At 63.2% G+C, this 20,972-nt stretch carries 23 protein-coding genes; 11 read left to right on the forward strand and 12 right to left on the reverse strand.

Annotation, left to right across the window (positions count from 1 at the left end; all coding sequences use genetic code 11):
* Positions 1–28: 28 nt before the first annotated feature.
* On the forward strand, positions 29–661 hold the full coding sequence (locus OU995_RS04880) for an RBBP9/YdeN family alpha/beta hydrolase (protein ID WP_267834383.1): 633 nt from the start codon (positions 29–31) through the stop codon (positions 659–661).
* Positions 655–1,566: a ParB/RepB/Spo0J family partition protein gene (locus OU995_RS04885; protein WP_267834385.1), complete on the forward strand. Its 912-nt coding sequence runs from the start codon at positions 655–657 to the stop codon at positions 1,564–1,566. The genes OU995_RS04880 and OU995_RS04885 overlap by 7 nt, the downstream gene beginning before the upstream one ends.
* 249 nt (positions 1,567–1,815) lie before the next feature.
* Here OU995_RS04885 and OU995_RS04890 read toward each other — a convergent pair whose 3' ends face one another.
* Positions 1,816–1,971, reverse strand: a complete 156-nt coding sequence (locus OU995_RS04890) for a hypothetical protein (RefSeq protein WP_267834387.1) — start codon at positions 1,969–1,971, stop codon at positions 1,816–1,818.
* A gap of 218 nt (positions 1,972–2,189) precedes the next feature.
* On the opposite strand from OU995_RS04890, the gene OU995_RS04895 reads away from it, so the two are divergent.
* The 3 genes from OU995_RS04895 (at position 2,190) to OU995_RS04905 (ending at position 7,154) form a co-directional block, all read left to right on the forward strand.
* Positions 2,190–4,112 carry a PrkA family serine protein kinase gene (locus tag OU995_RS04895; protein ID WP_267834388.1) on the forward strand — a complete coding sequence of 641 codons (1,923 nt, stop codon included), beginning with the start codon at positions 2,190–2,192 and terminating at the stop codon, positions 4,110–4,112.
* Positions 4,113–4,251: 139 nt separating this feature from the next.
* On the forward strand, positions 4,252–5,535 hold the full coding sequence (locus tag OU995_RS04900) for a YeaH/YhbH family protein (RefSeq protein WP_267834390.1): 1,284 nt from the start codon (positions 4,252–4,254) through the stop codon (positions 5,533–5,535).
* 110 nt (positions 5,536–5,645) lie between these two features.
* Entirely contained in the window at positions 5,646–7,154 is a 1,509-nt protein-coding gene (locus OU995_RS04905) for a SpoVR family protein (protein WP_267836180.1), read from the forward strand.
* Between the two features lies 1 nt (position 7,155).
* Here the strand turns inward: OU995_RS04905 and OU995_RS04910 are convergent, their stop codons facing one another.
* Entirely contained in the window at positions 7,156–8,574 is a 1,419-nt protein-coding gene (locus OU995_RS04910; protein WP_267834391.1) for an FAD-binding oxidoreductase, read from the reverse strand.
* 205 nt (positions 8,575–8,779) lie between these two features.
* On the opposite strand from OU995_RS04910, the gene OU995_RS04915 reads away from it, so the two are divergent.
* Entirely contained in the window at positions 8,780–9,199 is a 420-nt protein-coding gene (locus OU995_RS04915) for a hypothetical protein (protein ID WP_267834392.1), read from the forward strand.
* 117 nt (positions 9,200–9,316) lie between these two features.
* Positions 9,317–9,949, forward strand: a complete 633-nt coding sequence (locus tag OU995_RS04920; RefSeq protein ID WP_267834393.1) for a cob(I)yrinic acid a,c-diamide adenosyltransferase — start codon at positions 9,317–9,319, stop codon at positions 9,947–9,949.
* A gap of 51 nt (positions 9,950–10,000) precedes the next feature.
* Here the strand turns inward: OU995_RS04920 and OU995_RS04925 are convergent, their stop codons facing one another.
* On the reverse strand, positions 10,001–10,987 hold the full coding sequence (locus tag OU995_RS04925) for a helix-turn-helix transcriptional regulator (RefSeq protein ID WP_267834394.1): 987 nt from the start codon (positions 10,985–10,987) through the stop codon (positions 10,001–10,003).
* A 167-nt stretch (positions 10,988–11,154) separates the two neighbouring features.
* Here OU995_RS04925 and OU995_RS04930 point away from each other — a divergent pair, with 167 nt between their 5' ends.
* Positions 11,155–12,234, forward strand: a complete 1,080-nt coding sequence (locus OU995_RS04930) for a hypothetical protein (RefSeq protein ID WP_267834395.1) — start codon at positions 11,155–11,157, stop codon at positions 12,232–12,234.
* Positions 12,235–12,240: 6 nt separating this feature from the next.
* Here OU995_RS04930 and OU995_RS04935 read toward each other — a convergent pair whose 3' ends face one another.
* The 9 genes from OU995_RS04935 to OU995_RS04975 all read right to left on the reverse strand — a co-directional run bounded on the left by OU995_RS04935 (position 12,241) and on the right by OU995_RS04975 (position 18,973).
* Positions 12,241–12,462, reverse strand: a complete 222-nt coding sequence (locus OU995_RS04935) for a hypothetical protein (RefSeq protein WP_267834397.1) — start codon at positions 12,460–12,462, stop codon at positions 12,241–12,243.
* A 15-nt stretch (positions 12,463–12,477) separates the two neighbouring features.
* Positions 12,478–12,969 carry a PIN domain-containing protein gene (locus OU995_RS04940; RefSeq protein WP_267834399.1) on the reverse strand — a complete coding sequence of 164 codons (492 nt, stop codon included), beginning with the start codon at positions 12,967–12,969 and terminating at the stop codon, positions 12,478–12,480.
* Positions 12,966–13,595, reverse strand: coding sequence for a hypothetical protein (locus OU995_RS04945; protein ID WP_267834401.1), 630 nt, complete (start codon positions 13,593–13,595; stop codon positions 12,966–12,968). Before OU995_RS04945 ends, OU995_RS04940 begins: the two co-directional genes overlap by 4 nt.
* Positions 13,596–13,633: 38 nt before the next feature.
* The gene (locus OU995_RS04950; protein ID WP_324288707.1) at positions 13,634–14,275 is read right to left on the reverse strand and encodes a GNAT family N-acetyltransferase; all 642 of its coding nucleotides are present in this window, start codon (positions 14,273–14,275) and stop codon (positions 13,634–13,636) included.
* Between the two features lie 133 nt (positions 14,276–14,408).
* Complete coding sequence (locus tag OU995_RS04955; RefSeq protein ID WP_267834402.1) at positions 14,409–15,086, reverse strand: PolC-type DNA polymerase III; 678 nt, start codon at positions 15,084–15,086, stop codon at positions 14,409–14,411.
* A 24-nt stretch (positions 15,087–15,110) separates the two neighbouring features.
* Positions 15,111–15,452 carry a nucleotide pyrophosphohydrolase gene (locus OU995_RS04960; RefSeq protein ID WP_267834403.1) on the reverse strand — a complete coding sequence of 114 codons (342 nt, stop codon included), beginning with the start codon at positions 15,450–15,452 and terminating at the stop codon, positions 15,111–15,113.
* 339 nt (positions 15,453–15,791) lie between these two features.
* Positions 15,792–16,427 carry a 7-carboxy-7-deazaguanine synthase gene (queE, locus tag OU995_RS04965; protein WP_267834404.1) on the reverse strand — a complete coding sequence of 212 codons (636 nt, stop codon included), beginning with the start codon at positions 16,425–16,427 and terminating at the stop codon, positions 15,792–15,794.
* Entirely contained in the window at positions 16,424–17,536 is a 1,113-nt protein-coding gene (locus tag OU995_RS04970) for a 6-pyruvoyl trahydropterin synthase family protein (protein ID WP_267834405.1), read from the reverse strand. The genes queE and OU995_RS04970 overlap by 4 nt, the downstream gene beginning before the upstream one ends.
* A 399-nt stretch (positions 17,537–17,935) precedes the next feature.
* Positions 17,936–18,973 (reverse strand): S1/P1 nuclease, encoded by a 1,038-nt coding sequence (locus tag OU995_RS04975; RefSeq protein WP_267834406.1) that lies wholly within the window; start codon positions 18,971–18,973, stop codon positions 17,936–17,938.
* 350 nt (positions 18,974–19,323) lie between these two features.
* Between OU995_RS04975 and OU995_RS04980 the strand changes: the two genes are divergently transcribed.
* The 3 genes from OU995_RS04980 (at position 19,324) to OU995_RS04990 (ending at position 20,958) form a co-directional block, all read left to right on the forward strand.
* Positions 19,324–19,542, forward strand: a complete 219-nt coding sequence (locus tag OU995_RS04980; RefSeq protein ID WP_267834407.1) for a TOBE domain-containing protein — start codon at positions 19,324–19,326, stop codon at positions 19,540–19,542.
* Positions 19,543–19,552: 10 nt separating this feature from the next.
* Positions 19,553–20,209, forward strand: coding sequence for an RBBP9/YdeN family alpha/beta hydrolase (locus OU995_RS04985; RefSeq protein ID WP_267834408.1), 657 nt, complete (start codon positions 19,553–19,555; stop codon positions 20,207–20,209).
* A 98-nt stretch (positions 20,210–20,307) separates the two neighbouring features.
* On the forward strand, positions 20,308–20,958 hold the full coding sequence (locus tag OU995_RS04990) for a peroxiredoxin (protein ID WP_267834409.1): 651 nt from the start codon (positions 20,308–20,310) through the stop codon (positions 20,956–20,958).
* Positions 20,959–20,972: the final 14 nt, after the last annotated feature.

Below are 20,972 nucleotides of genomic sequence, written 5' to 3' on the forward strand. Positions count from 1 at the left end.
CAGAAAACGCGAAGCATAAGGCCAATAGATGACCGCCACCCCGCGTGCGCCCGATCTCCACACCGAAGCAACACCCGACAGGGCCGCAGAACGGCCGGGGGGAAGTGCGCCGGTCTACCTGCTGCCCGGCTGGCTCAATTCCGACCCGGACCATTGGCAGAGCCAGTGGGAACGTCGCTGGGGCGATGTCCGGGTGGAGCAGGCCGACTGGCAATGGCCCCGCCGGGGCGACTGGATGGCCCGGCTGGATGAGGTGCTGCAGCAAGACCCACGCCTGGACCAGCAGCCAGCCCTGTTGGTGGCCCACAGCCTGGGTTGCCAGTTGGTAGCCTCCTGGGCCGACCATTCGCAGCACACCGCACGGGTGGCCGCTGCGCTGCTGGTGGCCCCTCCAGACACCGAGCGGGACGACATGCCCCCCCAACTGCACAACTGGAAGCCCATCCGGCGCAGCCGCCTGCCCTTCCCCACGCTGGTGGTGGTGTCCTCCGACGACCCCTACTGCAGCCTGGAGCGCGCCAGCGGCATGGCGGCCGATTGGGGGGCCCAGATGGTGATGGCCGGGGCCCTGGGTCACATGAATGCGGCCAGCGGACTGGGCGAGTGGCCGCAAGGCCGCTCGCTGCTCCATAGGATCGCGGACAATCGCGCCCCATGGTGACCAAGAAACCCAAGGGCCTCGGTATGGGCCTCGAGGCCCTGCTCGGGCCCAAAGTCAGCGATGCCCCCGCCCTGCGCGAGGGCGAACCCGGCGTGCTGCCTCTGACGCAGATGCAAGCCGGCAAGTATCAGCCGCGCACCCGCATGGATGAGGGCTCCTTGTACGAGCTGGCTGAGAGCATCAAGGCCCAGGGCATCATGCAGCCCATCCTGGTGCGGCCGATCACGCCCAGCGGGGCGGTCCGCTACGAAATCATCGCCGGTGAACGCCGCTTCCGGGCCGCCAAACTGGCCGGCCTCGCCGAGGTGCCGGTGTTGGTCAAGGCGGTGCCGGATGAGTCCGCCGCTGCCATGGCGCTGATCGAAAACATCCAGCGCGAAGACCTCAACCCGCTGGAAGAAGCCCAGGGCTTGCGCCGCCTGGTGGAAGAGTTTGGGCTCACCCACGAGCAGGCCGCCCAGGCGGTGGGACGCTCCCGGAGCGCGGCCAGCAACCTGCTGCGACTGCTCAACCTGGCCGACCCCGTACAGAACATGCTCATGGCCGGCGACCTGGACATGGGCCATGCCCGCGCCCTGCTGTCGCTGGATGGAGCCCACCAGATCACCAGCGCCACCGAAATCGCGGCCAAGAAGCTGAGCGTGCGCGAGGCTGAGAAGCTGGTGCAGCGCCAGCAGGCGTCCGCCGGACGTCAGGCGCCGCTGCTGCGGGTGAAGAGTGACAAGAGCCGGGACGTCCTCCGCCTTGAGGAGGAACTGTCGGACCTGCTCACCGCGCAAGTGGAAATCCGCGTCAAGAAAAAGACCAAGCGCGGAGAACAAGGCGAGGTGGCCATCAGCTTCGGTTCACTCGACGAGTTGAACGGCTTGCTGCAAAAGCTGCGGGGCGACACCGCCGACAGCTGAACCCCGGACGGGGATTTACCCCAGGAAGAAGCCGTCAACGCGCAGTAATCCACGCCGTTATAGAAGGGTCACGTCTTGCTATCGCGCATCGGTTCCGATGGGCGTAGCATGGACCAACAAAGCCTCGACGGCAGCACTGGCATCATCCGCTTTGCGCTGCAGGTTATGCGGCTTTGGTTCAGCATAGGCCGTTCGTTTGCTAGTACCGTAGAACCCCCACTGAAATCCTGCTGGGCTCGAATCCAGCTTTCAGGTAGTGTTCACCTCAGCAGCGGCCGGCATGAACTGGACCGTGGGACGCTGTTGAATGTGGGTCACTGTGTGGCTCACCATGTAGGTCACGATGTAGATCACCGGCGGGTGGGTGGCATTGACCACATGTTGAAGCGCAATGGATGCTTGCATCCATGCCCACCTTGGGTTGAAGTTGAGCTTGAGATTGGTGTTGAGTTCCTCCTAAGTTTCGTTCGTTGAGTACACGTTGAGTACACGTTGAGTACGCGCTGAGCTCGGAAAGCTCTGATGACGCCTTGAGTCATGGACGTCGCCAGAACTTCCTGGACGATGCGGGCCCTCGTCGGGCCACGCCTCGCCTCCCAAACGACTAACTGTTGGAGGTCAGCATGGATGTGATCAGCCATTTCGCGGCACGGTACGAACGAAGCAAGGTCGAGGAGCTCACGCTGGAGGAATACCTCCAGGAATGCAAGCGCAACACCCTCGCCTACGCCACCGCCGCCGAGCGCATGCTCAAGGCCATCGGTGAGCCGCAGATGCTGGATACGCGCAACGACCACCGTCTGTCCCGCATCTTCCAGAACAAGGTCATCAAGATCTACCCCGCCTTCGCCGAGTTCTTCGGCATGGAAGACGCCATCGAGCAGGTGGTGAGTTATTTCCGCCATGCGGCGCAAGGCCTGGAAGAAAAGAAGCAAATCCTCTATCTGCTGGGCCCTGTGGGCGGTGGCAAGAGCTCCATTGCGGAACGGCTCAAGCAGCTGATGGAGCATGTGCCCTTCTACGCACTGAAGGATTCCCCGGTCAATGAATCCCCATTGGGCCTGTTCGACCCGGTGGAAGATGGCCCATTGCTGGAGCGCGAGTATGGGATTCCCCGCCGCTACCTGAACCGGATCCTCAGCCCGTGGGCGGTCAAACGCCTGGATGAATTCGGCGGTGATATCCGCAAGTTCAAGGTGGTGAAGCGTCACCCTAGCGTGCTCAAGCAGATTGGTGTGGCCAAGACCGAGCCGGGTGATGAAAACAACCAGGACATCAGCTCCCTGGTCGGCAAGGTCGACATCCGCAAGCTGGAGACCTATGCGCAGGACGATCCCGATGCCTACAGCTATTCCGGCGGCCTGTGCCTGGCCAACCAGGGGCTGCTGGAATTCGTGGAAATGTTCAAGGCGCCCATCAAGGTGCTGCATCCGCTGCTGACCGCCACGCAGGAGGGCAACTTCAAAGGCACCGAAGGCTTCGGGGCCATTCCCTTCGACGGCATCGTGCTGGCGCACAGCAACGAGAGCGAATGGAAGAGCTTCCGCAACAACAAGAACAACGAGGCCTTCCTCGACCGCATCTACATCGTCAAGGTGCCCTACTGCCTGCGTGTGAGCGAGGAGGTGAAGATCTACGAGAAGCTGATCCGCAACTCGTCACTGGCCGAGGCCAAATGTGCCCCCGGCACGCTGAAGATGATGGCCCAGTTCGCGGTGCTCACCCGCCTGAAGGAGCCGGAGAACTCCAGCATCTTCAGCAAGATGCAGATCTACGACGGTGACAACCTCAAGGACACCGACCCGAAGGCCAAGTCGTTGCAGGAATATCGCGACTATGCCGGTGTGGATGAAGGCATGTCCGGCATCTCCACCCGCTTCGCCTACAAGATCCTCTCCAAGGTCTTCAACTTCGATTCCACCGAAGTTGCGGCCAACCCCGTGCATCTGATGTATGTGCTGGAGCAGCAGATCGAGCGCGAGCAATTCACGCAGGACGCCGAGCAGAAGTTCATCGGCTTCATCAAGGAAGTGCTGGCACCGCGTTATGCCGAGTTCATCGGCAAGGAAATCCAGACCGCTTATCTGGAGAGCTACAGCGAATACGGCCAGAACATCTTTGACCGCTATGTGACCTACGCGGATTACTGGATCCAGGACCAGGAATATCGGGACACCGACACCGGCGAGGTGTTTGACCGCTCGGCCCTGAATGCGGAGCTTGAGAAGATCGAGAAGCCCGCAGGCATCAGCAATCCCAAGGATTTCCGCAACGAGATCGTGAACTTCGTGCTGCGGGCGCGCGCCAACCATGCCGGCAAGAACCCGGCATGGACCAGCTATGAAAAGCTGCGCACGGTGATCGAGAAGAAGATGTTCTCCAACACCGAGGAGCTGCTGCCGGTCATCAGCTTCAATGCCAAGGCCAGTGCGGACGAAGCCAAGAAGCACGAGAACTTTGTGCAACGCATGGTGGACAAGGGCTACACGCCCAAGCAGGTGCGACTGCTTTGCGAGTGGTACTTGCGGGTGCGCAAATCAAGTTGAATAGGCCCCCCCCCTACTCGCTTCGCGAGCCCCCCCAGGGGGGCGCGCACGGCGGACTGGCGGAGCCAGATCCGCGTGCACCGCTGGGTCAATGCAGAACTGGTGGGCGGGGGATCTGAGGCTCACCTGAGGTTGTTTTATGACGCTGCAACAGATCATTGATCGACGGCTTTCGGGGAAGAACAAATCGATTGGGAATCGGGAGCGCTTCCTGCGCCGGTATCGCGATCAGATTCGCGATGCGGTGCGGCGCGCAGTGGATCAGCGCGGCATTCGGGATATGGAGCGGGGGGAAGATGTCCACATCCCCAAGCGCGATCTCAAGGAGCCTGTGTTCAGTCATGGCGACGGTGGCACCCGTGAGGTGGTGCGGCCCGGCAACAGTGAACACATCAAGGGTGATCGCGTGCCGAAGCCGCAAGGCGGTGGACAAGGTCAGGGCGGGGCCCAGGCCAGCGACTCCGGAGAAGGAGACGACGATTTTGTCTTCCACTTGAGCAAGGAAGAGTTCATGCAGGTCTTCTTTGAAGATCTGGCGCTTCCGAATCTCGCCCGCACCACCCTCGCCGAAACCCCGGAATACAAGACCGTGCGCGCCGGGTATGTCACCGACGGCACCCCCACCAACTTGCATGTGGTGCGGTCGATGCGCGGCGCCCTCGGCCGCCGGATCGCCCTGGGCATGGACAAGCGCCGCGAGCTGCACGAGCTGGAAGCCCGGCTGGAAATGCTGCAGCACGAGGACGCGACCAAACCCGACGTGAAAGCCCTGCTGGCCGACACCGAGGCGCGCATCGTGTTGCTGCGCCAGCGAATCGCCGCCATCCCCTTCCTCGACCCCATCGACCTGCGTTTTCGCAATCGCGTCAAGGTGCCTCAGCCCACCACCCGGGCGGTGATGTTCTGCCTGATGGATGTGTCGGGCTCCATGGATGAAAGCCGCAAAGACCTGGCCAAGCGCTTTTTCATCCTGCTCTACCTGTTCCTCACCCGGCACTACGAAAAGATCGATGTGGTGTTCATCCGTCACCACACCCAGGCCCAGGAGGTCGACGAGCAAAACTTCTTCCATGCCACCGAAACGGGCGGCACCGTGGTGTCCTCAGCCCTGGTCATGATGGAAGAGATCATCCGCGCCCGTTACCCCGCCAACGAATGGAACATCTACGGCGCCCAGGCCAGCGACGGCGACAACTGGCATCACGACAGTGGCCGCTGCAGGGAGTTGCTGGCAGACAAGATCCTGCCCCTGTGCCGTTATTACGCCTATGTGCAGGTGGCCGAAGCCGAGCAGAACCTCTGGGAGGAATACGCCCGGCTGGCCGAGGAGGTGCCCCACTTCGCCATGCGCAAGGCGGTGGAGGTGGCACAGATCTACCCCGTCTTCCGTGATCTGTTCAAGAAGGAAGGCGTCAGTGCATGACAGGCCTTGGAGGGTGAACCATGAGCAGTCTAGAGAATCGCCGTATGGTCAGCGCAGGTCTCAATGAAGCCGAATATGGAGGGCGCCGGACCAAGGCGCCTCTGACAAAGATGAAACCGTTGGCACGACGTCCGGACCAACCGCTGCCCTCCCCCAGCGATTGGACCTTCGAGCTGATCGAGCAATACCACGACGTCATCCGCCAGACCGCGGAACGATATGGGCTCGACACCTATGCCAACCAGCTGGAGGTGATCACCGCCGAGCAGATGATGGATGCCTATGCGTCGGTCGGCATGCCGGTGAACTACCGTCACTGGAGTTACGGCAAGGAGTTCATCGCCACCGAGCGCCACTACAAGCGCGGCCAGATGGGCCTGGCCTATGAAATCGTCATCAACTCCGATCCCTGCATCGCCTACCTGATGGAGGAAAACACGCTGGCCATGCAGGCGCTGGTGATTGCCCATGCCTGCTACGGACACAACAGCTTCTTCAAGAACAACTATCTGTTCCGGATGTGGACAGATGCGTCCTCCATCATCGACTACCTGGTGTATGCCAAGAACTATGTGGCGGACTGCGAGCAGCGCCATGGGCTGGACGCCGTGGAGGCCACCCTCGATTCCTGCCATGCGCTGATGAACCACGGCGTCGACCGCTATCGACGGCCGGCCAAGCTGTCGCTGGCGCAGGAACAGGCCATGCGCAAGGACCGCGAGGCCTATGCCCAGCGCCAGATCAACGATCTGTGGCGCACCCTGCCCCGCCGGCAGGAAGACGAGGCCAAGGCGGAAGAAAAGCGGCGCTTCCCCGATGAGCCACAGGAAAACCTGCTGTACTTCATCGAGAAGAATGCCCCGCTGCTGGAACCGTGGCAGCGGGAGATCGTGCGGATCGTGCGCAAGATCGCGCAGTACTTCTATCCACAGCGTCAGACCCAGGTGATGAATGAAGGATGGGCCACCTTCTGGCACCACCGCCTGCTCAACACCATGTATGACGACGGGTATCTGTCGGACGGCATGATGATCGAATGGCTGAAGTCCCACACCAATGTGGTGGCGCAGCCGCCGATGTCCCAGATCAATCCCTACGCGCTGGGCTTCGCGATGTATACCGACCTCAAGCGCATCTGCGAGCAGCCCACACCCGAAGATCGGGAATGGTTCCCCAGCATCGCCGGCACCGACTGGTTACCGACGCTGGACCACGCCATGCGCAACTTCAAGGATGAGAGCTTCGTCGCCCAATACCTCAGCCCCAAGCTGATGCGGGACTTCCGCTTCTTCTCCATCCTGGACGATGAAAAGCAGTCGGAGTATGAGATCTCGGCCATCCACGATGACGCGGGTTACCAGTACGTGCGGCAGGCCTTGTCACGCCAGTACGACCTTTCCACCCGCGAGCCCAACATCCAGGTCTGGAATGTGAACCTGCGCGGCGACCGGTCACTGACGCTGCGCCATACCCAGCATCTGGACCGCCCGTTGCATGACGAGGCGCAGGAGGTGCTCAAGCATGTGGCACGGCTGTGGGGCTTTGGCGTGCAGTTGGAGAGCGTCAACGGCCGCGGGGATGTCACCCGGCGCTGGAGCGTGCCGGCACCGCAGCATTGACTCAACGGAAGGGAAAGATCTTTCCCGGATTCATGATGTTATGAGGGTCGAGCGCCGACTTCAGCGCTCGCATCTGATCCACTGCCCCCGACCCGGCTTCTTCCAGCAGGAAGCCCTGCTTGTGCAAGCCAATGCCATGCTCCCCGGTGCAGGTCCCTTCCAGTTGCAAGGCGCGCGTCACCATCTGGGCGCTCAGGTGTTCGGCAAGCTCCCGCTCCTGAGGCTGATCCGGATCGATGAGATAGCCCATGTGGAAGTTGCCGTCGCCCACATGCCCCACGACAAAATATGGCAACCCGCTGGCCTCGACCTCGGCCACCGACGCATTGATCGACTCCGCCAGACGCGAAATCGGCACGCAGGTGTCTGTGGTCACGCAGCGGCAGCCGGGCCGCATCTGCAAGGCCGAGAGATAGGCGTGATGGCGCGCGGTCCACAGGCGGGTGCGCGCTTCTGGTGTGGTGGCCCATTCAAAGTCGGTCCCTGCCATGTCGCGGGCCAACGCCTGCACCGTCGCGGCCTGTTCTTCCACACTGGCCGCTGAGCCATGGAACTCCATCAGCAGCATCGGGGCTTCGGGCAGGTTCAGCTTGTCATGGCGATTCACCGCCCGCACCGCATGGGCATCCAGCAGTTCGCAGCGGGCAATGGGCACACCCATCTGGATGATGGCGATGGTGGTCCGGACGGCGGCATCGATGCTGGGGAAGGAACACACCGCCGCAGAGACTGCTTCTGGCAGCGGATACAGGCGCAGCGTGACGTCACAAATCACCCCCAGCGTGCCTTCACTGCCCACATACAGCCGGGTGAGGTCATACCCCGCGCTGCTTTTGCGGGCCCGTGAGCCGGTGCGGATGAGCCGCCCATGCGCAGTGGCCACCGTCAGCCCCAGGACGTTCTCCCGCATGGTGCCGTAGCGAACCGCGTTGGTGCCGCTGGCCCGGGTGGCGCACATGCCGCCCAGCGAAGCATCCGCCCCTGGATCGATGGGGAAAAACAGACCCAGGTGACGCAAGGCTGCATTCAGCTGATTCCGGGTCACCCCCGCCTCGACGGTGACCGTCAGGTCGTCGGCATGGATCTGCAGAATGCGGTTCATCCGGGAAAGATCCAGGCTCACGCCCCCCTGTACCGCCAGCAGATGGCCCTCCAACGACGTACCGGCGCCATAGGGAATCACCGGCACACGGTGCTCATCCGCCAGCGCCAGCACGGCGGCCACCTCGTCCGAAGTCTCGGCAAAAACCACCACCTCGGGCGGTGCCACATCAAAGGGGGATTCGTCCCGGCCATGTTGCTCGCGGATGGCAATGGCCGTACTGCATCGGCTGCCAAAGCGCTCCAGCAAGGCCTCCAGCATGGCGGCAGGCACTGGGCGAGGAGCCAGTGCTCCCCAAGGCTCTCGTGGCGCATTCATCCGGATCTCCTGCGGCCTGGAGGCCGAACGGGACATTGTAGGAAGCCCGCCCTCCGTCAGCTCCTGGATGGGCCTTTGACCTGCATCAGACCGCAGGCTTGCAAGTCGGCAGTCGCAGTGCCAGTATCAGCCTGACGGGACGTCCACCGATCCTGTTGGTGGCAGGCCCTTGGCAAGCTTCGCAAAGAGTTGGAAAGGAGTCCACATGTCCTCCTCCCTTGCAGTTACACACTCGTCCGCGCAGGCCAGTGCCTCGCTGCCAGCTTTCTGGATGTCGCCCGATCTGGTCTGGACGGTATTCCTGCTGCTGCTCGGCATGTCGCTGCTGGTCTCCCTGCGATATGACTGGCTCAAGATCTGGTGGCAGGACCAGCTCAGGCGCATGACCGGCGCCCAGGCCGCCGAAGACGATCTGAGCGCCTCCTTCGCCCTGCCTGAACCCACCCGGCCTCGCAGCCGCCCGCAGCCAGCGCCCCCCATCCACGCGACGCGCACTGGGCCCACGCCGCCCGTGCAACACACCCCGCCAACGGACTCCCCAGCCGCACCGTCCACCCCGCCCGAGCTCCCGCCCACCGGGCCGATCGCACCGAGCGCCACGACCGTAGCGGGCCCCATGCCCTGACACCTCATGCTGGGGTGCAACGCACGCTGTTCCATCGGAGCGGTCGCCGACATTGAGTGAGGGGAAGCGATCTGCGGCAAGATGCCGGGTTTTCCAGCCTCTGACGCAGACGCATTCATGGCCAATCGACTTTCTCAGATCGCCACCCGCACCGGCGACGACGGCACCACCGGGCTGGGCGACGGCACCCGGGTTCCCAAGGACCACCTGCGCGTCCAGGCCATGGGCGACGTGGACGAACTCAACTCCCAGATCGGCGTGCTGCTGGCTGAACCGCTGCCCGAGGATGTCCGTGACCTGCTGGTGACCATCCAGCATGAACTGTTCAACCTGGGGGGCGAACTCTGCATGCCGGGCTACAGCCTGCTGAAGGATGCAGCCGTGCTGCACCTGGACCAGGCCCTTGCGGACTACAACGCCACCCTGCCCCGACTCGCCGAGTTCATCCTGCCGGCAGGCACTCGCAGTGCCGCCATCGCCCATGTCTGCCGGACGGTGGCACGCCGCGCCGAACGGGCCGTGGTGACACTGGCGCATCATGAAACCCTGAATTCAGCGCCTCGGCACTATCTGAACCGGTTGTCCGACCTCTTGTTTGTGCTGGCACGAGTGCTCAATCGGGCCAACCTGGACGGCCAGGGCGGGGATGACGTCTATTGGAAGAGTGAACGGATGGCGCGGTATGCGGCGGAGGGTTCGTCGGAAGCCGGGGCTCCCTCCGAGCAGTCCGACTCCGCTGATGGGCACTGATTGCGCTGATTGCGCTGATGCGAATGGTCTCTGTCGGGGGCCAAGCCCGACTCAGCCTTTGTCCAACAACGCCACCGCGCTCCGCAAGCGCTGGGCATAGGCGTCCTTCAGCCCTGGCGGCGACACCACTTCCACCTGGCCTGCATGCCGCAGCAGGTCCATCAGCAGCTCGGTGGCATCCACAAACGGGATTTCCAGCCGCCAGCGGCCATCCGGCAGCCACTCGCTGCGCTGCGACGGATGCCACTCCTCGCTGGCCACCCATGGCGCGGCGCTGTCGCTGAAGATCAGCGTGGCCCACTGCGGATCTCCCCCGGCAAAGATGCCATAACCCTGGTCCAGCTCATCCTCCAGCTGCCGCAGGGACAGGCTGTGCAGCGGCGCTCCGTCCACCGGCTCGGCCGCTTCCATCGCATCCAGCGCAAAACGACGCATGCCCTGGCTGCCATGGCACCAGGCATCGAGGTACCAGGTGTTGCGGTAGTGAACCAGCCGCTGCGGCGACACCTCGCGCTCGCTCACCGCCCCGCCCCCCTGGCCGCGCTTTCGGTACCGGATCCGCAAGCGCTGCCGTTTCACCACCGCGCTGCCCACCGTCTCGAAAAACTCCGACGCCACCCGACGCCGAGCGGTTGAAATCAACTTGATCCGGCGCGTCATCTCCTGCGCCTGCTGGCCCTCCCCGCCCAACATGCCAATCAGCTTGTCCAGCATGGGCTGCAGATGCCGATTCAGCAGACCGTTTTCATCCAGGCTGGCCATCAGCTGATGCATGGTCAGCAGCGCATGCAGCTCCTTTTCGCTGAACCACACGCCCGGCAGCTCATGCCGCTGCCCCCGCCACTGCTCGCCAAAGCGGTAGCCGTTCTCGGCGGCGTCGTATTCGATCGGGGCATCCATCCGCTCCCGCAGATATTGGAGATCCCGCTTCAAGGTGGCCGGGGACACCTCCAGCGCCTCCCGCAGCTCGGCGAAGCTCACGCAGCCAAGGCTGCGGATCATCATTTCGATCTTGTAGAAGCGCTCGGTTCGATCCACAGCCCACCCCTTGTCGCCTTCGAGATGCCCACAGCCTGGCCGAAGGGCCCACCTCAACTTTTTTTTTCAGAAAGTTGAGGCCCTGCCATAGGTGGCTCATTCTATGAGCTACCTGACGCTCACACTGGAGCCCAAGCCTGAACCACTTGCCTTTCAAGGAGCGTCCCATGGTTGCCACTGTTCAACGATCCCCGCATGACATTTCCGTCCAGCAGCTGCCGTTGCCCATGGCTACCGACGCCATGGGCACACCGCCAGCCATGTCCAGCCACGAGCGGCTGGGTTTCGAGCTGGGCTGGGACTATGCCCATCACGGCCTGACTCCGCCGGTGGAACAGCTGTTCCGCCAGTCGCCGCTGCAGCAGGGCTGGCAGCTCGGCCGTGCCACCTTTGGTGGCCGCACGCTGCGCACCCATCGCCACACCCAACTGTGGCTGTCCCTGCGCCTGCATGCCTGGCAACGCGGCCGCCAGTTTGAAACGCTGCTGGTCACACCCAACTATCTGCAGCAGCTGGACACCACCCACTGCCCCATCAATCGCCTGCCGCTGAATGACCTGGCGCTGGATCCGCAACAACGCAGCGTCGACCGGGTACGGAACGATGGCGGATATGCCGCAGGCAACCTGGCCGTGATCAGCCGCGCCGCCAATGCCGCCAAGGCGGACCGCAGCTGGCAACAAGCCTGGGCGATGGCCCAAAGTCTGCGCCAAGGCCCCATGACCCTGGCTGGCGGTGTGGATGCCGCCGCCTGGGAGCGCATGGCGCTGATGAGCAGCTATGTCTCGGAAGTGCCGCACGACCTGGCCGCTCAACTGCCGATGCTGGTGCTGCCGCCCAACCGCCTGCGTCTGTTCAATCCCATCCAGGCTTTGCAGGCGCTGGTCACCCGCCAACTGGCCACACCGGGCTGGAGCCAGCGCCTCACCCGCCTGGAAGCGCTGCTCAGCGATGAAGCCCGTGCCGACTTCGCCCGCTTTGTCATGGCCCTGGTGCCCCGTGTGCTGCCCTCACAGTCGCTGAGCGACCCCATGGCCATCCGCTGGGCCCTGGAAGATGCCTGGCGCGACCCGCTGCTTCAAAAGCGCTGGACCCGCTTTGCCCAACGCCTCACGCCGCAGCAGGCGGAACACCTGGTGCAACGCGCAGCGCACAAGCGCCTGAGCACGGTGCGGGTACAAAGCCATGGCGCCGCCGCCACCGACGGGTGGGCCTTGGAACGCCAGGGTTATCGGGATGCAGCCTGATGCAGCTCAGCTGGGCAGACCGGGGTTGATCTTCTCCAGCGAACCGGTCTGGTCCTGCAGCGCAACGTGATAACCACGCTCGCAGAACCAATGGGCCCAGTTGGTTGCCAGATGTTTTTCTGGCAACCAGGGGCCTGTGCGGTCGACATGAACACGGTTGCCGCGGCGTTCATAGAACACCACGCGCCACATGTTGGTCGGACTGCGATTTTGAAAGCTGCTGCTCATAAACGAGCGCGCAATTTAACAAAGCAGTTGATCGCGCTGGCCTGGGGTCAACACCCGGTACCACGATGAAACATCGACAACCGTGCACTGCTCGCGCAGCGCGCGCTGTGCGCGCCCCGGACGGCTCGACCAATCGAGCAAGTCCTGGCACCCGGTGATGATCCAACGCGCGTTGCCCTGAAGCCCCAATTGCAGCAGCAGCGCCTGAGATTTCTCCAGTGCTGTCGCGACAGGGCGAACTGCAGACTCCAGCTTCACGGCGTCGACGTAGGGCAAATAGTCCGCCAACAGCTCTTCGCGTTCGTCGGTGGACAACTTCAGTGGGGGATAAGCCAAGGCTCGCACCAGTTGGGCGGCGCTCTCCGCACTCACCAGCGGACACAGCACGCCTTGCTGCCAGGCCCGGCGCAGCAGGCGTGACGAATCATCCGAACACAGCAAGGCCTGCAGCACCAGCGACGGGTCCAGCACCACCCGCGCCGCCAGAGAAGATCGCGAACGGGTCATGCGGCGCGACGTCGACGGGTCGTTCCTTCTGCCTGCGCCGGGGCGCCAGCCGAGGCCTCCACGGGCCCTTGAGGCTTCTGCGCCGAGGTCCCCCTGCTGCGCTTGCCAGCGGCGGTCGCAACAGCCGTCCGGGTGGCCGGCGTCGGCTTGCTGCCTTTGGCGGCCAGGGTCGGTTTGGCGGGCTTGCTGGCCTTGTTGGCCTTGCTGACCATGCCCTTCTGGGTTGACTCACCCGTCCCGGTCGACGCGCCCACCTTCGCCATCTTTGAAGCCTTTGCCGCCGTCGCACTCTTCGCGTCGACGCGTTTCTTGCGTCCACCCGTCCGAGCCAGCGTCGCCCCGGACCTGGAGGGACCGTCGACCGCCCAGGCCAGCGCCTGTGCGAACAACTCGTCCCCCAGATCCAGTTCCGCCAGCTTGGCGCGCACCGCGTCACCGCGCTGGATGCGCACTGGGGTCAACACCACCTGGCCGGACTGAACCTGAACTTCAAAGTACTGCACCGGGCCGAGGCTGTCTGTGACGCTCTTGGGCAGCGTCAATTGATTCTTGGAAGTGAGCTTGGCCAGCACGGCAACTACCAAAGTTGAAGGCGAGCCTGTCTGCACCCCAACGGGGTCCAGCATGGGCTCGCCATGAGATCAGACAACGAAGAGGCGTCGGCTCAGATGAGCGAACGATGCAGACGCATCTGCTCCAGCGGCTTGCCTTCGACGTCGACCGCCTTGACGCTGTCGGCCTCCTGGCGGAAGCCGGCGATCTCGAAGAAACGCATCGCGCGGGTGTTGTTCCTGTAGGTCCACAAAGTGACGCGGGTGCATCCCTCTTCCTGCAGACCTTCCTGGGCGGCTTCCACCAGGGCCTGACCCACACCCTTGTCCCAGTGGGCAGGTGCGGCGTACATGGCCCAGATCTCGCCGGTCGTGGAAGGGGTACCCTTGTCACGAGAGCGATCGAAACCGACAAAACCCATCACTTCATTGTCCAAATGCGCAACCAACACTTGTGGCTCGCACATGTTGATGGCTTCGCGCCAATACGCTTGCCGCTGGGCAACGGACAAACCATTCAAGGCAGCATCTGGCCAGAAGTCCTTGTAAGCGTCCTGCGCAGAGGCAACCTGGATCTGGGCGATGGCCTTGGCATCACGCAACGTGGCCGGGCGAACCTGAATACTCGACATACCTGAGAACAAACGCAAATCGGGGAAAGCGCAAGATTCTCCCAGCCTATGAGGCCAAACAGGCATCTTGACAGCAAATGATTTGCTGACCTGCTTTTGAGAGCTTCCTTGGCAGGAGTTCATCAGCAGACCAGCGCGCACATCAGCGACATTCAGTACCGCAACGGTGACGCAACACTCACGCTACAGGTACGGGGCAAAACTGAGGCCCTGGCCAAGCGGCCCGGGCACGTGCAGCAATTTCACACCAGCGACTTCACACCAGCGACTCCTGCTGATGCCGACGCACATCCCGCACATAACCCGTCACTGCCTTAGGCCACAACGGGCGAGCCACCGCCTGTAGCCTCAGCATCAGCTCATGGCTCACGTTCAGTTCCTCAAGCGCCTCGGAGAGTTCCGCCGCGATGTCGCGCTGCATGCGCTGCACCAGTTGAGCGGTGGTCATGGCATCGGCGAGTGCGCGGTGAGCACGGCCGTTGTTGGGGAGCTGGTGGTACTGCGCCAGTGTGCCCAGCTTGCAGTTGGGCGACTCCGGATAAAGGCGCCGCGCCATCTTCACGGTACACACAAACTCGGGCGCAAACTTCGCAGCCATCGGGTCGACGGCTTCATGCGCACGCGCCAGCTCTGCCATCCAGAACCCTCGGTCGAATGACGCGTTGTGCGCCACGAAACCGCAGCCCCGGGTGAACTCCGCCACTTCGCGCATCACCACCGCTGCGTCGGGCGCCTGCTCCAGCATCTCGTTGCTGATGCCGGTGAGGCGTTCAATCATCGGCGGGATCCATGCGCCTGTCTGCATCAGGCTCTGGTAGTGCCCCACGATCTCGCCGTCCTTCAGCAGCACAGCCGCGACTTCAGTGGCCCGACCACCTCCTTGCGGCGAGTGCCCGGTGGTTTCGAAGTCGATGACGGCAATGGTCCTGTTCATGCGGGGTGTGAAGGGTCGACGTCGTCAGGCAGATGGCGCCGAAGCGGGTGAAGCGGCGGGCGGTGCGGGGTACTTCACCGCATTGAGTCCAAGCTTTCGTTCCACGGCACGGGCCACGTCGACCCCGCTGCGGTCGGCAATCTGCAGCAGGTACATCAACACGTCGGAGATTTCCTCACCGAGATGTTCCTGCGTGGCGGCATCCAGCGACATCGACTCCTCCGCCGTCTTCCACTGGAAGATTTCCACCAGCTCGGCCGCTTCCACCACCAGCGCCATGGCCAGGTTCTTGGGCGTAAGGTAAGGCTCCCAGTCTCGGGCTTGGGCAAAAGCCCTCAGGCGCTGTTGCAGGTCGACGATGTCCATGGCTTCGCAGTGTGCAAGGCCCGAGGGTGGGCAACAAGCGCCAAGCGGTCGACAGGGGCGTTGCAGCAACGTCGCACAGAAAGTTCTCGCCTCTCTTTTCAACATCAAGGTTTTATATATCTCTCTGGTCGTCTTAGTAGAGGGCACCACTTTTTGTGGATAACCCTCAAAACTCCAAGACATTCAACAACTTACCGGAGGATAAACGCTGTGTGCGGAGGGCCTGTTTGCAGCTGCATGAACAGACAACAGTTGCGCTGAAACCGTGTGGGCTGTGGACAAGCAGGCAGTTGCCAGAAACTTTTCCACAGCCTTGTTGGCTTTACAGGTCGACCGCTTTCAGTCTATGCCCACCACTTTGTGCATCTGGATGGACAGCCGCCACTGTGGATGGTCCATGCAATAGGCCACGGCGGCCCGCGTGTTCTGCTTCTGCAGCACCGAATCCATGGGCTGCAGGAAGAAGTGGTCAAAGGCCAGGCCGGCGAAGCGTTCAGGGGGCGCCAGGGGCTGGGGATACACCAGCTTCAGCTCATGGCCGCGGGTCAGCACCAGTTCGGCATCGGCCTTGGGGCTGACGCAGATCCAGTCCAGGCCTTCCGGCGCCGGCTGTGTGCCGTTGGTTTCCACGGCCACCTCAAAGCCCCGCTGGTGCAGGGCGTCGATCAGCGGCGTGTCCAGCTGCAGCAGCGGCTCACCGCCGGTACAGACCACATACGGCTGGCCCGCAGTGCCGGCCGGCCATTTGGCCAGGATGGCATCCGCCAACGCAGCCGGGGTGGCGAACTTGCCGCCGCCTTGACCGTCCGTGCCGACGAAGTCGGTATCGCAGAAGGTGCAGACGGCGTCGGTACGGTCCTGCTCCCGTCCTGACCACAGGTTGCAGCCCGCAAAGCGGCAGAACACGGCGGCCCGCCCGGCCTGCGCGCCCTCCCCTTGCAGGGTGTAGAACATTTCCTTGACGGCGTAGGTCATACCGGAATCAGCTCCTCGAAGGGCACCAGGCTCACGATGGCACCGCTCCCGCGGGTCTCGTAGAGGTCGACCCGTTCCAGCGGCGGCAACTGTGCCCGCGACTGCGCCAGGATCCAGGCGGCCAGTGTGGCCGTGTCGGTATCGGCCAGGCCGGGGATTTCGTGCAGCGGGTGGTGGTCCAGCGACTTGAAGATCGGATCAAACAGCCGCTTCACATCGCCGAAATCCATGGCCCAGCCGTAGACCTCGTCCAGCAGGGCGCTCAGGTGCAAGCGAAGCGTGAAGGTGTGACCGTGGATGCCCGCCAGCGGATGGTCACCTGGCGCCCGGCGCAGCTTCACCGCGCTGTCCAGGGTGAACTCCTTCCAGATGCGATAGCGCTCGCCGTCGAAGTTGGCGCCGCTGGAGCCCGTCTCGTAAACCGTCACCCAGCTCAGCTCCGGCAGCTGCGGCTTGATGCGCGCCCACAACCAGGAGGAAATGATCTCGCTGGTCGGGTTGGACAGGCCTTCGATCTCGTTGAGGCATTGGTAGTTGAGCAGCACATGGAACGGTGCCCAGATCTCATCGAGTCGGTCGTAGTCGATGCTCAGGTCGCGCTCGCCGAGGTCCTGGTTGGCATGCAGGATCAGCTCGAAGCCGTGTCCGTGCATACGTCCACACTTGTGGCCCATCGGCACGTTGGGCAGCTGGTGGGCGGCCTGGAACCGATAACGGCGCCAGACATGGGCCTGGCCTTCCGCATCCAGGTCGACGCCGCAGTGGGTGGTGCTCTGAATGCCGACCTGGCTGATCCCGGGCACACCGAACTCGGTCACCAGGCGGTGACGGATCCAACGGGCAATGTTTTCGTCGGTGGGCTGGGCGATCCGGTCGTTCAGCAGTGCATGGTCCAGCGGTGCGACGCAGCGTTCCAGGCATTCCCGCAGCGCATGCACTTCACCGCCAGGGAAGGGGGCCCAGCCGGGTGGCAACTGCGCACGTACGGTGGCCAGATAGCTATGGCCGTGCAGCCTGCGGCTGCGATGGCTTTCAGGCAGGGCGTCGATATGACAGGCGGATTCAAAAGTTGCCGACGCCGTGAACAAGGAGGAGGGTGAAGCAGACATTCCGAGAGTGTGACATGCCCGCTTTTTCTTATTCCTTGTCTTGTATATCTCCTTAGTTGCAGTAATAGAGCGCGGTCGAAATTGTGGATAACGACGAAAAAATCTTTTAAATCATGGAGTTGATCAACCTCAAAGTGTGTGGGCGGGAGGGGGGACGACGCGGGGAGTCGCAGGCAACAACTTCCGCAGAAGCGACGTGCCTGTGGATAAATAGGCAGTTGTGCGAGAACGCTCCACAGCTTCATGCACCGGTCGATGCGGACGATTTGTGTCGCCAATCGCCCGGACATTGAAGCGGTCGACGGCTCACGGATGAGCCGTCGACCGACAGCCTTGGCCGGAAGCGGATGAAAAAAAGCCCCGCACTGCGGGGCTTTTGAGGTGAGCTTGTGAGGCGATTCAGGGCTTGTCCGGCCAGATGGACATCAGCAGCTGCGCCAGGCGTGCGCCGCCCTTGATCAATTCCAGGCGGACTTGCTCGGTGCTGCGGGTGTCATAGTCGGCCGGCGGCGTGGCGGCCCAGCGAGAGCCACGCGGGGTTTGCTGACGCGGACCAAAGCGCATGCCGTCAAACGCCAGTTGGGCTTGCAGCAGCGATTCGCTGGCCCATTCGTCGACCCAGCGGTCCGGCGACCCTCCGGTCGGGGTGACCAGTTTGGCCTGCGCCGGCATCGCTGCCAGCTGTGCCGGGCTCAGGCGGTTCGGCAGCCCGTCCCAATAGCTGTGCAGATTGCCGCCCGGTGTGCCGTCGGGCTTCGGCAGCGTGATGGCATTGCCACCCACCGTGTGGGTCTGCGCATCGGCGCCCTGCTTGTCCGGGTCATACACCTTGCCGTTGGCATCCAGGTAGATCGAGCCCATGTGCAGCGGTTGGTGCAGATCGCCCAGGGTATGGGCCACCAGGGCCAAGGCTTCGCGTTCGTTCAGATCCATCGGCGGGGTTTCCGGGCCGCCACGCAACACGAGGATGGCAGCCTTGAGGGCCGGCACCAGGTCGTGATCGGAAGTGCCGACGGCGCCGGGCTGATATCGCCCCCGCTGGATGGCCACATTCGAATAGTGATACTGCTTGTGGCAACTCTCGTCACCGGCCTTGGGCTTGCACTGCTCCAGGTTGCGCTGGACGTACTGCCGCATGCGGGCTTCTTCGTCCGGCTTCTCGAAGACAGCGCATTCGGGGAAGCGGCCGGTGGAGGTGTATTGGAAGTCCTTGGAGGGGTCGATGCCCTTGACGCAGTCATCCCACACCGCGATGTCGCGCAGCGAGATGTCCCCCAGGATGCGTTTGACCTCCGCTGCTGCCCGGTGGCCCTGGATCAGCTGGCTGGCGATGTCGCCAACTGTGTTGTGGCCGACGGCGCCATAACCGAAGGCCTGGCCGCAACAGGCGGCCAGCAAGGTGAGAGCGGCAGCGCCGCGGGACAGTGAAGTGAACATGAGCGTGGATCGTTGACGGACGGCAAACGGTTTCGGCCCCACAAGCAGGGCCTCGGCACGGCCGATTGTGCCCGGCCCGTTGTGACAGTCCTTCCGCCCGACATCTCACGCAAGCTCGCTTTACCAGTGCTTTACCGCAGCGCCTGGCGGGCCTGTGGATAAGCCTGTGATTGACCCTGTGGAGCATGTGTGGGTGACGATGTTGATGGACTTGTTAACAACTCCCGTGCGGCTGGGCAAAGGCGCTTGGTTGCTGGTCTTATGCGCTCACCGCATGAACTTGCACGCAAGCCTTCGTTCGGCGGTGAAGGCGCTGTGCATAAGCTGAGCCCATCTTTTTGGAGCCCTTCATGAGCATCAGCGCCATCAACGTCCGCAACCAGTTTCGCGGCACCATCAAGGAAATCATCGAAGGCCCGGTGGTGTCCGAGGTCGACGTGCAGACTGTCGGCGGCCTGGTCGTCACCTCGGTCATCACCACGCGCTCGGTCAAGGAACTCAACCTGACCGTGGGTCGCGAAGTGGTGGCGCTGGTGAAGTCGACCGAGGTGTCCCTGGCTACGCTGTAAGGAGATCGACATGGCTGCAGTTCTGACGCCGAAACTCGATGCCACGGACCTGACGGGAACGGGTCGTTGGTCTGGAAAGACCCGGACCGACGCGCCCCGTCTGTTGATCATTCCCGGCCTGCATGACAGCGGTGCTGCCCACTGGCAGACCTGGCTGGAGCAGCAGTGCCGGGATGCGCATCGGGTACGGCAGCGGGACTTCAGCCAGCCTGATCTGGAGCGTTGGTCGGAGCGTATTCAAAGCCGTCTGGAGAATGCGGGCGGCGGGGAATGGATCGCCGTGGCACACAGCTTTGGCTGCCTGGCACTGGCGCATTTCCTGCAGCAGCATCCGGACGCGCCCATCCGGGAAGCCCTGCTGGTGGCACCGGCGGAACCCGACAAGTTCGGCCTGGCCGAGCGCCTGCCCCATCAGCGCCTGGGCCGCCCGACGGCCTTGATCGCCAGCCAGAACGACCCCTGGATGAGCGCCGCCAGCGCCCTGCGCTGGGCCACCCGCTGGGGCAGCAGCTACAGCAACCTCGGCCTGGTGGGCCACATCAACGCGGAATCGGGTTTTGGCCCCTTCCCACTGGCCAAGCGATGGGTGGAAGCCGCCCGCTCACGAGCTGCCCGGGATCGCCGTCCGGAGCGAGCCAGCATTCTGGAGTGGTCGTTCTCCATCTGACGGCCCTCCCCTTCCGCCCGCACCTGTCCCCTTCGCCGCCCACACAGCCACCGGATTGCGGGCCTTCTTCCTTTCACCTTTCCTCACGGAGAACCGACATGGCGACTTTGCGCCTGGGCGATATCGCCCCCGACTTCGAACAAGCCTCCACCGAAGGCACCATCCGTTTCCATGACTGGCTGGGGGACCACTGGGGCGTGCTGTTCTCGCACCCGGCGGATTTCACACCGGTCTGCACGACTGAGCTGGGCACCACGGCCAAGCTCAAGGACGACTTTGCGCGCCGCAACACCAAGGTGATTGCGCTCTCGGTGGATCCGCTGGAGTCGCACCAGCGCTGGATTGCGGACATCAATGACACGCAGAACACCGAGGTGAATTTCCCGATCATTGCGGATGCGGACCGCAAGGTGTCCGAGCTGTATGACCTGATCCATCCCCAGGCCAGCACCACGGCCACCGTGCGTTCGGTATTCGTGATCGACCCTCACAAGAAGATCCGTCTGATCATCACCTACCCGGCCTCCACCGGACGCAACTTCGATGAACTGCTGCGGGTGATCGATTCGCTGCAGCTGACCGAGTACAACAGCGTGGCCACGCCCGCGAACTGGAAGGACGGCGACGACGTCGTGATCGTGCCGTCGCTGCAAGACCCGGAGGTGCTGAAGCAGAAGTTCCCGCAGGGCTGGGAGGCCGTGCGCCCCTATCTGCGCTACACGACGCTGCCGCGCCGATCCGCCGGCTAATGCGTTGATCTTCA

This window comes from Roseateles sp. SL47, assembly GCF_026625885.1.
Taxonomy (GTDB): domain Bacteria; phylum Pseudomonadota; class Gammaproteobacteria; order Burkholderiales; family Burkholderiaceae_C; genus Roseateles.

Excerpts from the sequence above, each read along its gene's own strand:
- OU995_RS04935 (WP_267834397.1), bottom strand. The coding sequence starts at position 12,462 with ATGAGCAGCAGCTTTCAAAATCGCAGTCCGACCAACATGTGGCGCGTG.
- queE (WP_267834404.1), bottom strand. The coding sequence starts at position 16,427 with ATGACCTACGCCGTCAAGGAAATGTTCTACACCCTGCAAGGGGAGGGC.
- OU995_RS04900 (WP_267834390.1), top strand. The coding sequence starts at position 4,252 with ATGACGCTGCAACAGATCATTGATCGACGGCTTTCGGGGAAGAACAAA.
- OU995_RS04955 (WP_267834402.1), bottom strand. The coding sequence starts at position 15,086 with ATGAACAGGACCATTGCCGTCATCGACTTCGAAACCACCGGGCACTCG.
- OU995_RS04915 (WP_267834392.1), top strand. The coding sequence starts at position 8,780 with ATGTCCTCCTCCCTTGCAGTTACACACTCGTCCGCGCAGGCCAGTGCC.
- OU995_RS04940 (WP_267834399.1), bottom strand. The coding sequence starts at position 12,969 with ATGACCCGTTCGCGATCTTCTCTGGCGGCGCGGGTGGTGCTGGACCCG.
- OU995_RS04950 (WP_324288707.1), bottom strand. The coding sequence starts at position 14,275 with ATGAACTCCTGCCAAGGAAGCTCTCAAAAGCAGGTCAGCAAATCATTT.
- OU995_RS04880 (WP_267834383.1), top strand. The coding sequence starts at position 29 with ATGACCGCCACCCCGCGTGCGCCCGATCTCCACACCGAAGCAACACCC.
- OU995_RS04910 (WP_267834391.1), bottom strand. The coding sequence starts at position 8,574 with ATGAATGCGCCACGAGAGCCTTGGGGAGCACTGGCTCCTCGCCCAGTG.
- OU995_RS04945 (WP_267834401.1), bottom strand. The coding sequence starts at position 13,595 with ATGCTGGACCCCGTTGGGGTGCAGACAGGCTCGCCTTCAACTTTGGTA.
- OU995_RS04895 (WP_267834388.1), top strand. The coding sequence starts at position 2,190 with ATGGATGTGATCAGCCATTTCGCGGCACGGTACGAACGAAGCAAGGTC.
- OU995_RS04975 (WP_267834406.1), bottom strand. The coding sequence starts at position 18,973 with ATGTTCACTTCACTGTCCCGCGGCGCTGCCGCTCTCACCTTGCTGGCC.
- OU995_RS04920 (WP_267834393.1), top strand. The coding sequence starts at position 9,317 with ATGGCCAATCGACTTTCTCAGATCGCCACCCGCACCGGCGACGACGGC.
- OU995_RS04960 (WP_267834403.1), bottom strand. The coding sequence starts at position 15,452 with ATGGACATCGTCGACCTGCAACAGCGCCTGAGGGCTTTTGCCCAAGCC.
- OU995_RS04885 (WP_267834385.1), top strand. The coding sequence starts at position 655 with ATGGTGACCAAGAAACCCAAGGGCCTCGGTATGGGCCTCGAGGCCCTG.
- OU995_RS04980 (WP_267834407.1), top strand. The coding sequence starts at position 19,324 with ATGAGCATCAGCGCCATCAACGTCCGCAACCAGTTTCGCGGCACCATC.
- OU995_RS04890 (WP_267834387.1), bottom strand. The coding sequence starts at position 1,971 with ATGCAAGCATCCATTGCGCTTCAACATGTGGTCAATGCCACCCACCCG.
- OU995_RS04905 (WP_267836180.1), top strand. The coding sequence starts at position 5,646 with ATGAAACCGTTGGCACGACGTCCGGACCAACCGCTGCCCTCCCCCAGC.
- OU995_RS04930 (WP_267834395.1), top strand. The coding sequence starts at position 11,155 with ATGGTTGCCACTGTTCAACGATCCCCGCATGACATTTCCGTCCAGCAG.
- OU995_RS04970 (WP_267834405.1), bottom strand. The coding sequence starts at position 17,536 with ATGTCTGCTTCACCCTCCTCCTTGTTCACGGCGTCGGCAACTTTTGAA.
- OU995_RS04990 (WP_267834409.1), top strand. The coding sequence starts at position 20,308 with ATGGCGACTTTGCGCCTGGGCGATATCGCCCCCGACTTCGAACAAGCC.
- OU995_RS04985 (WP_267834408.1), top strand. The coding sequence starts at position 19,553 with ATGGCTGCAGTTCTGACGCCGAAACTCGATGCCACGGACCTGACGGGA.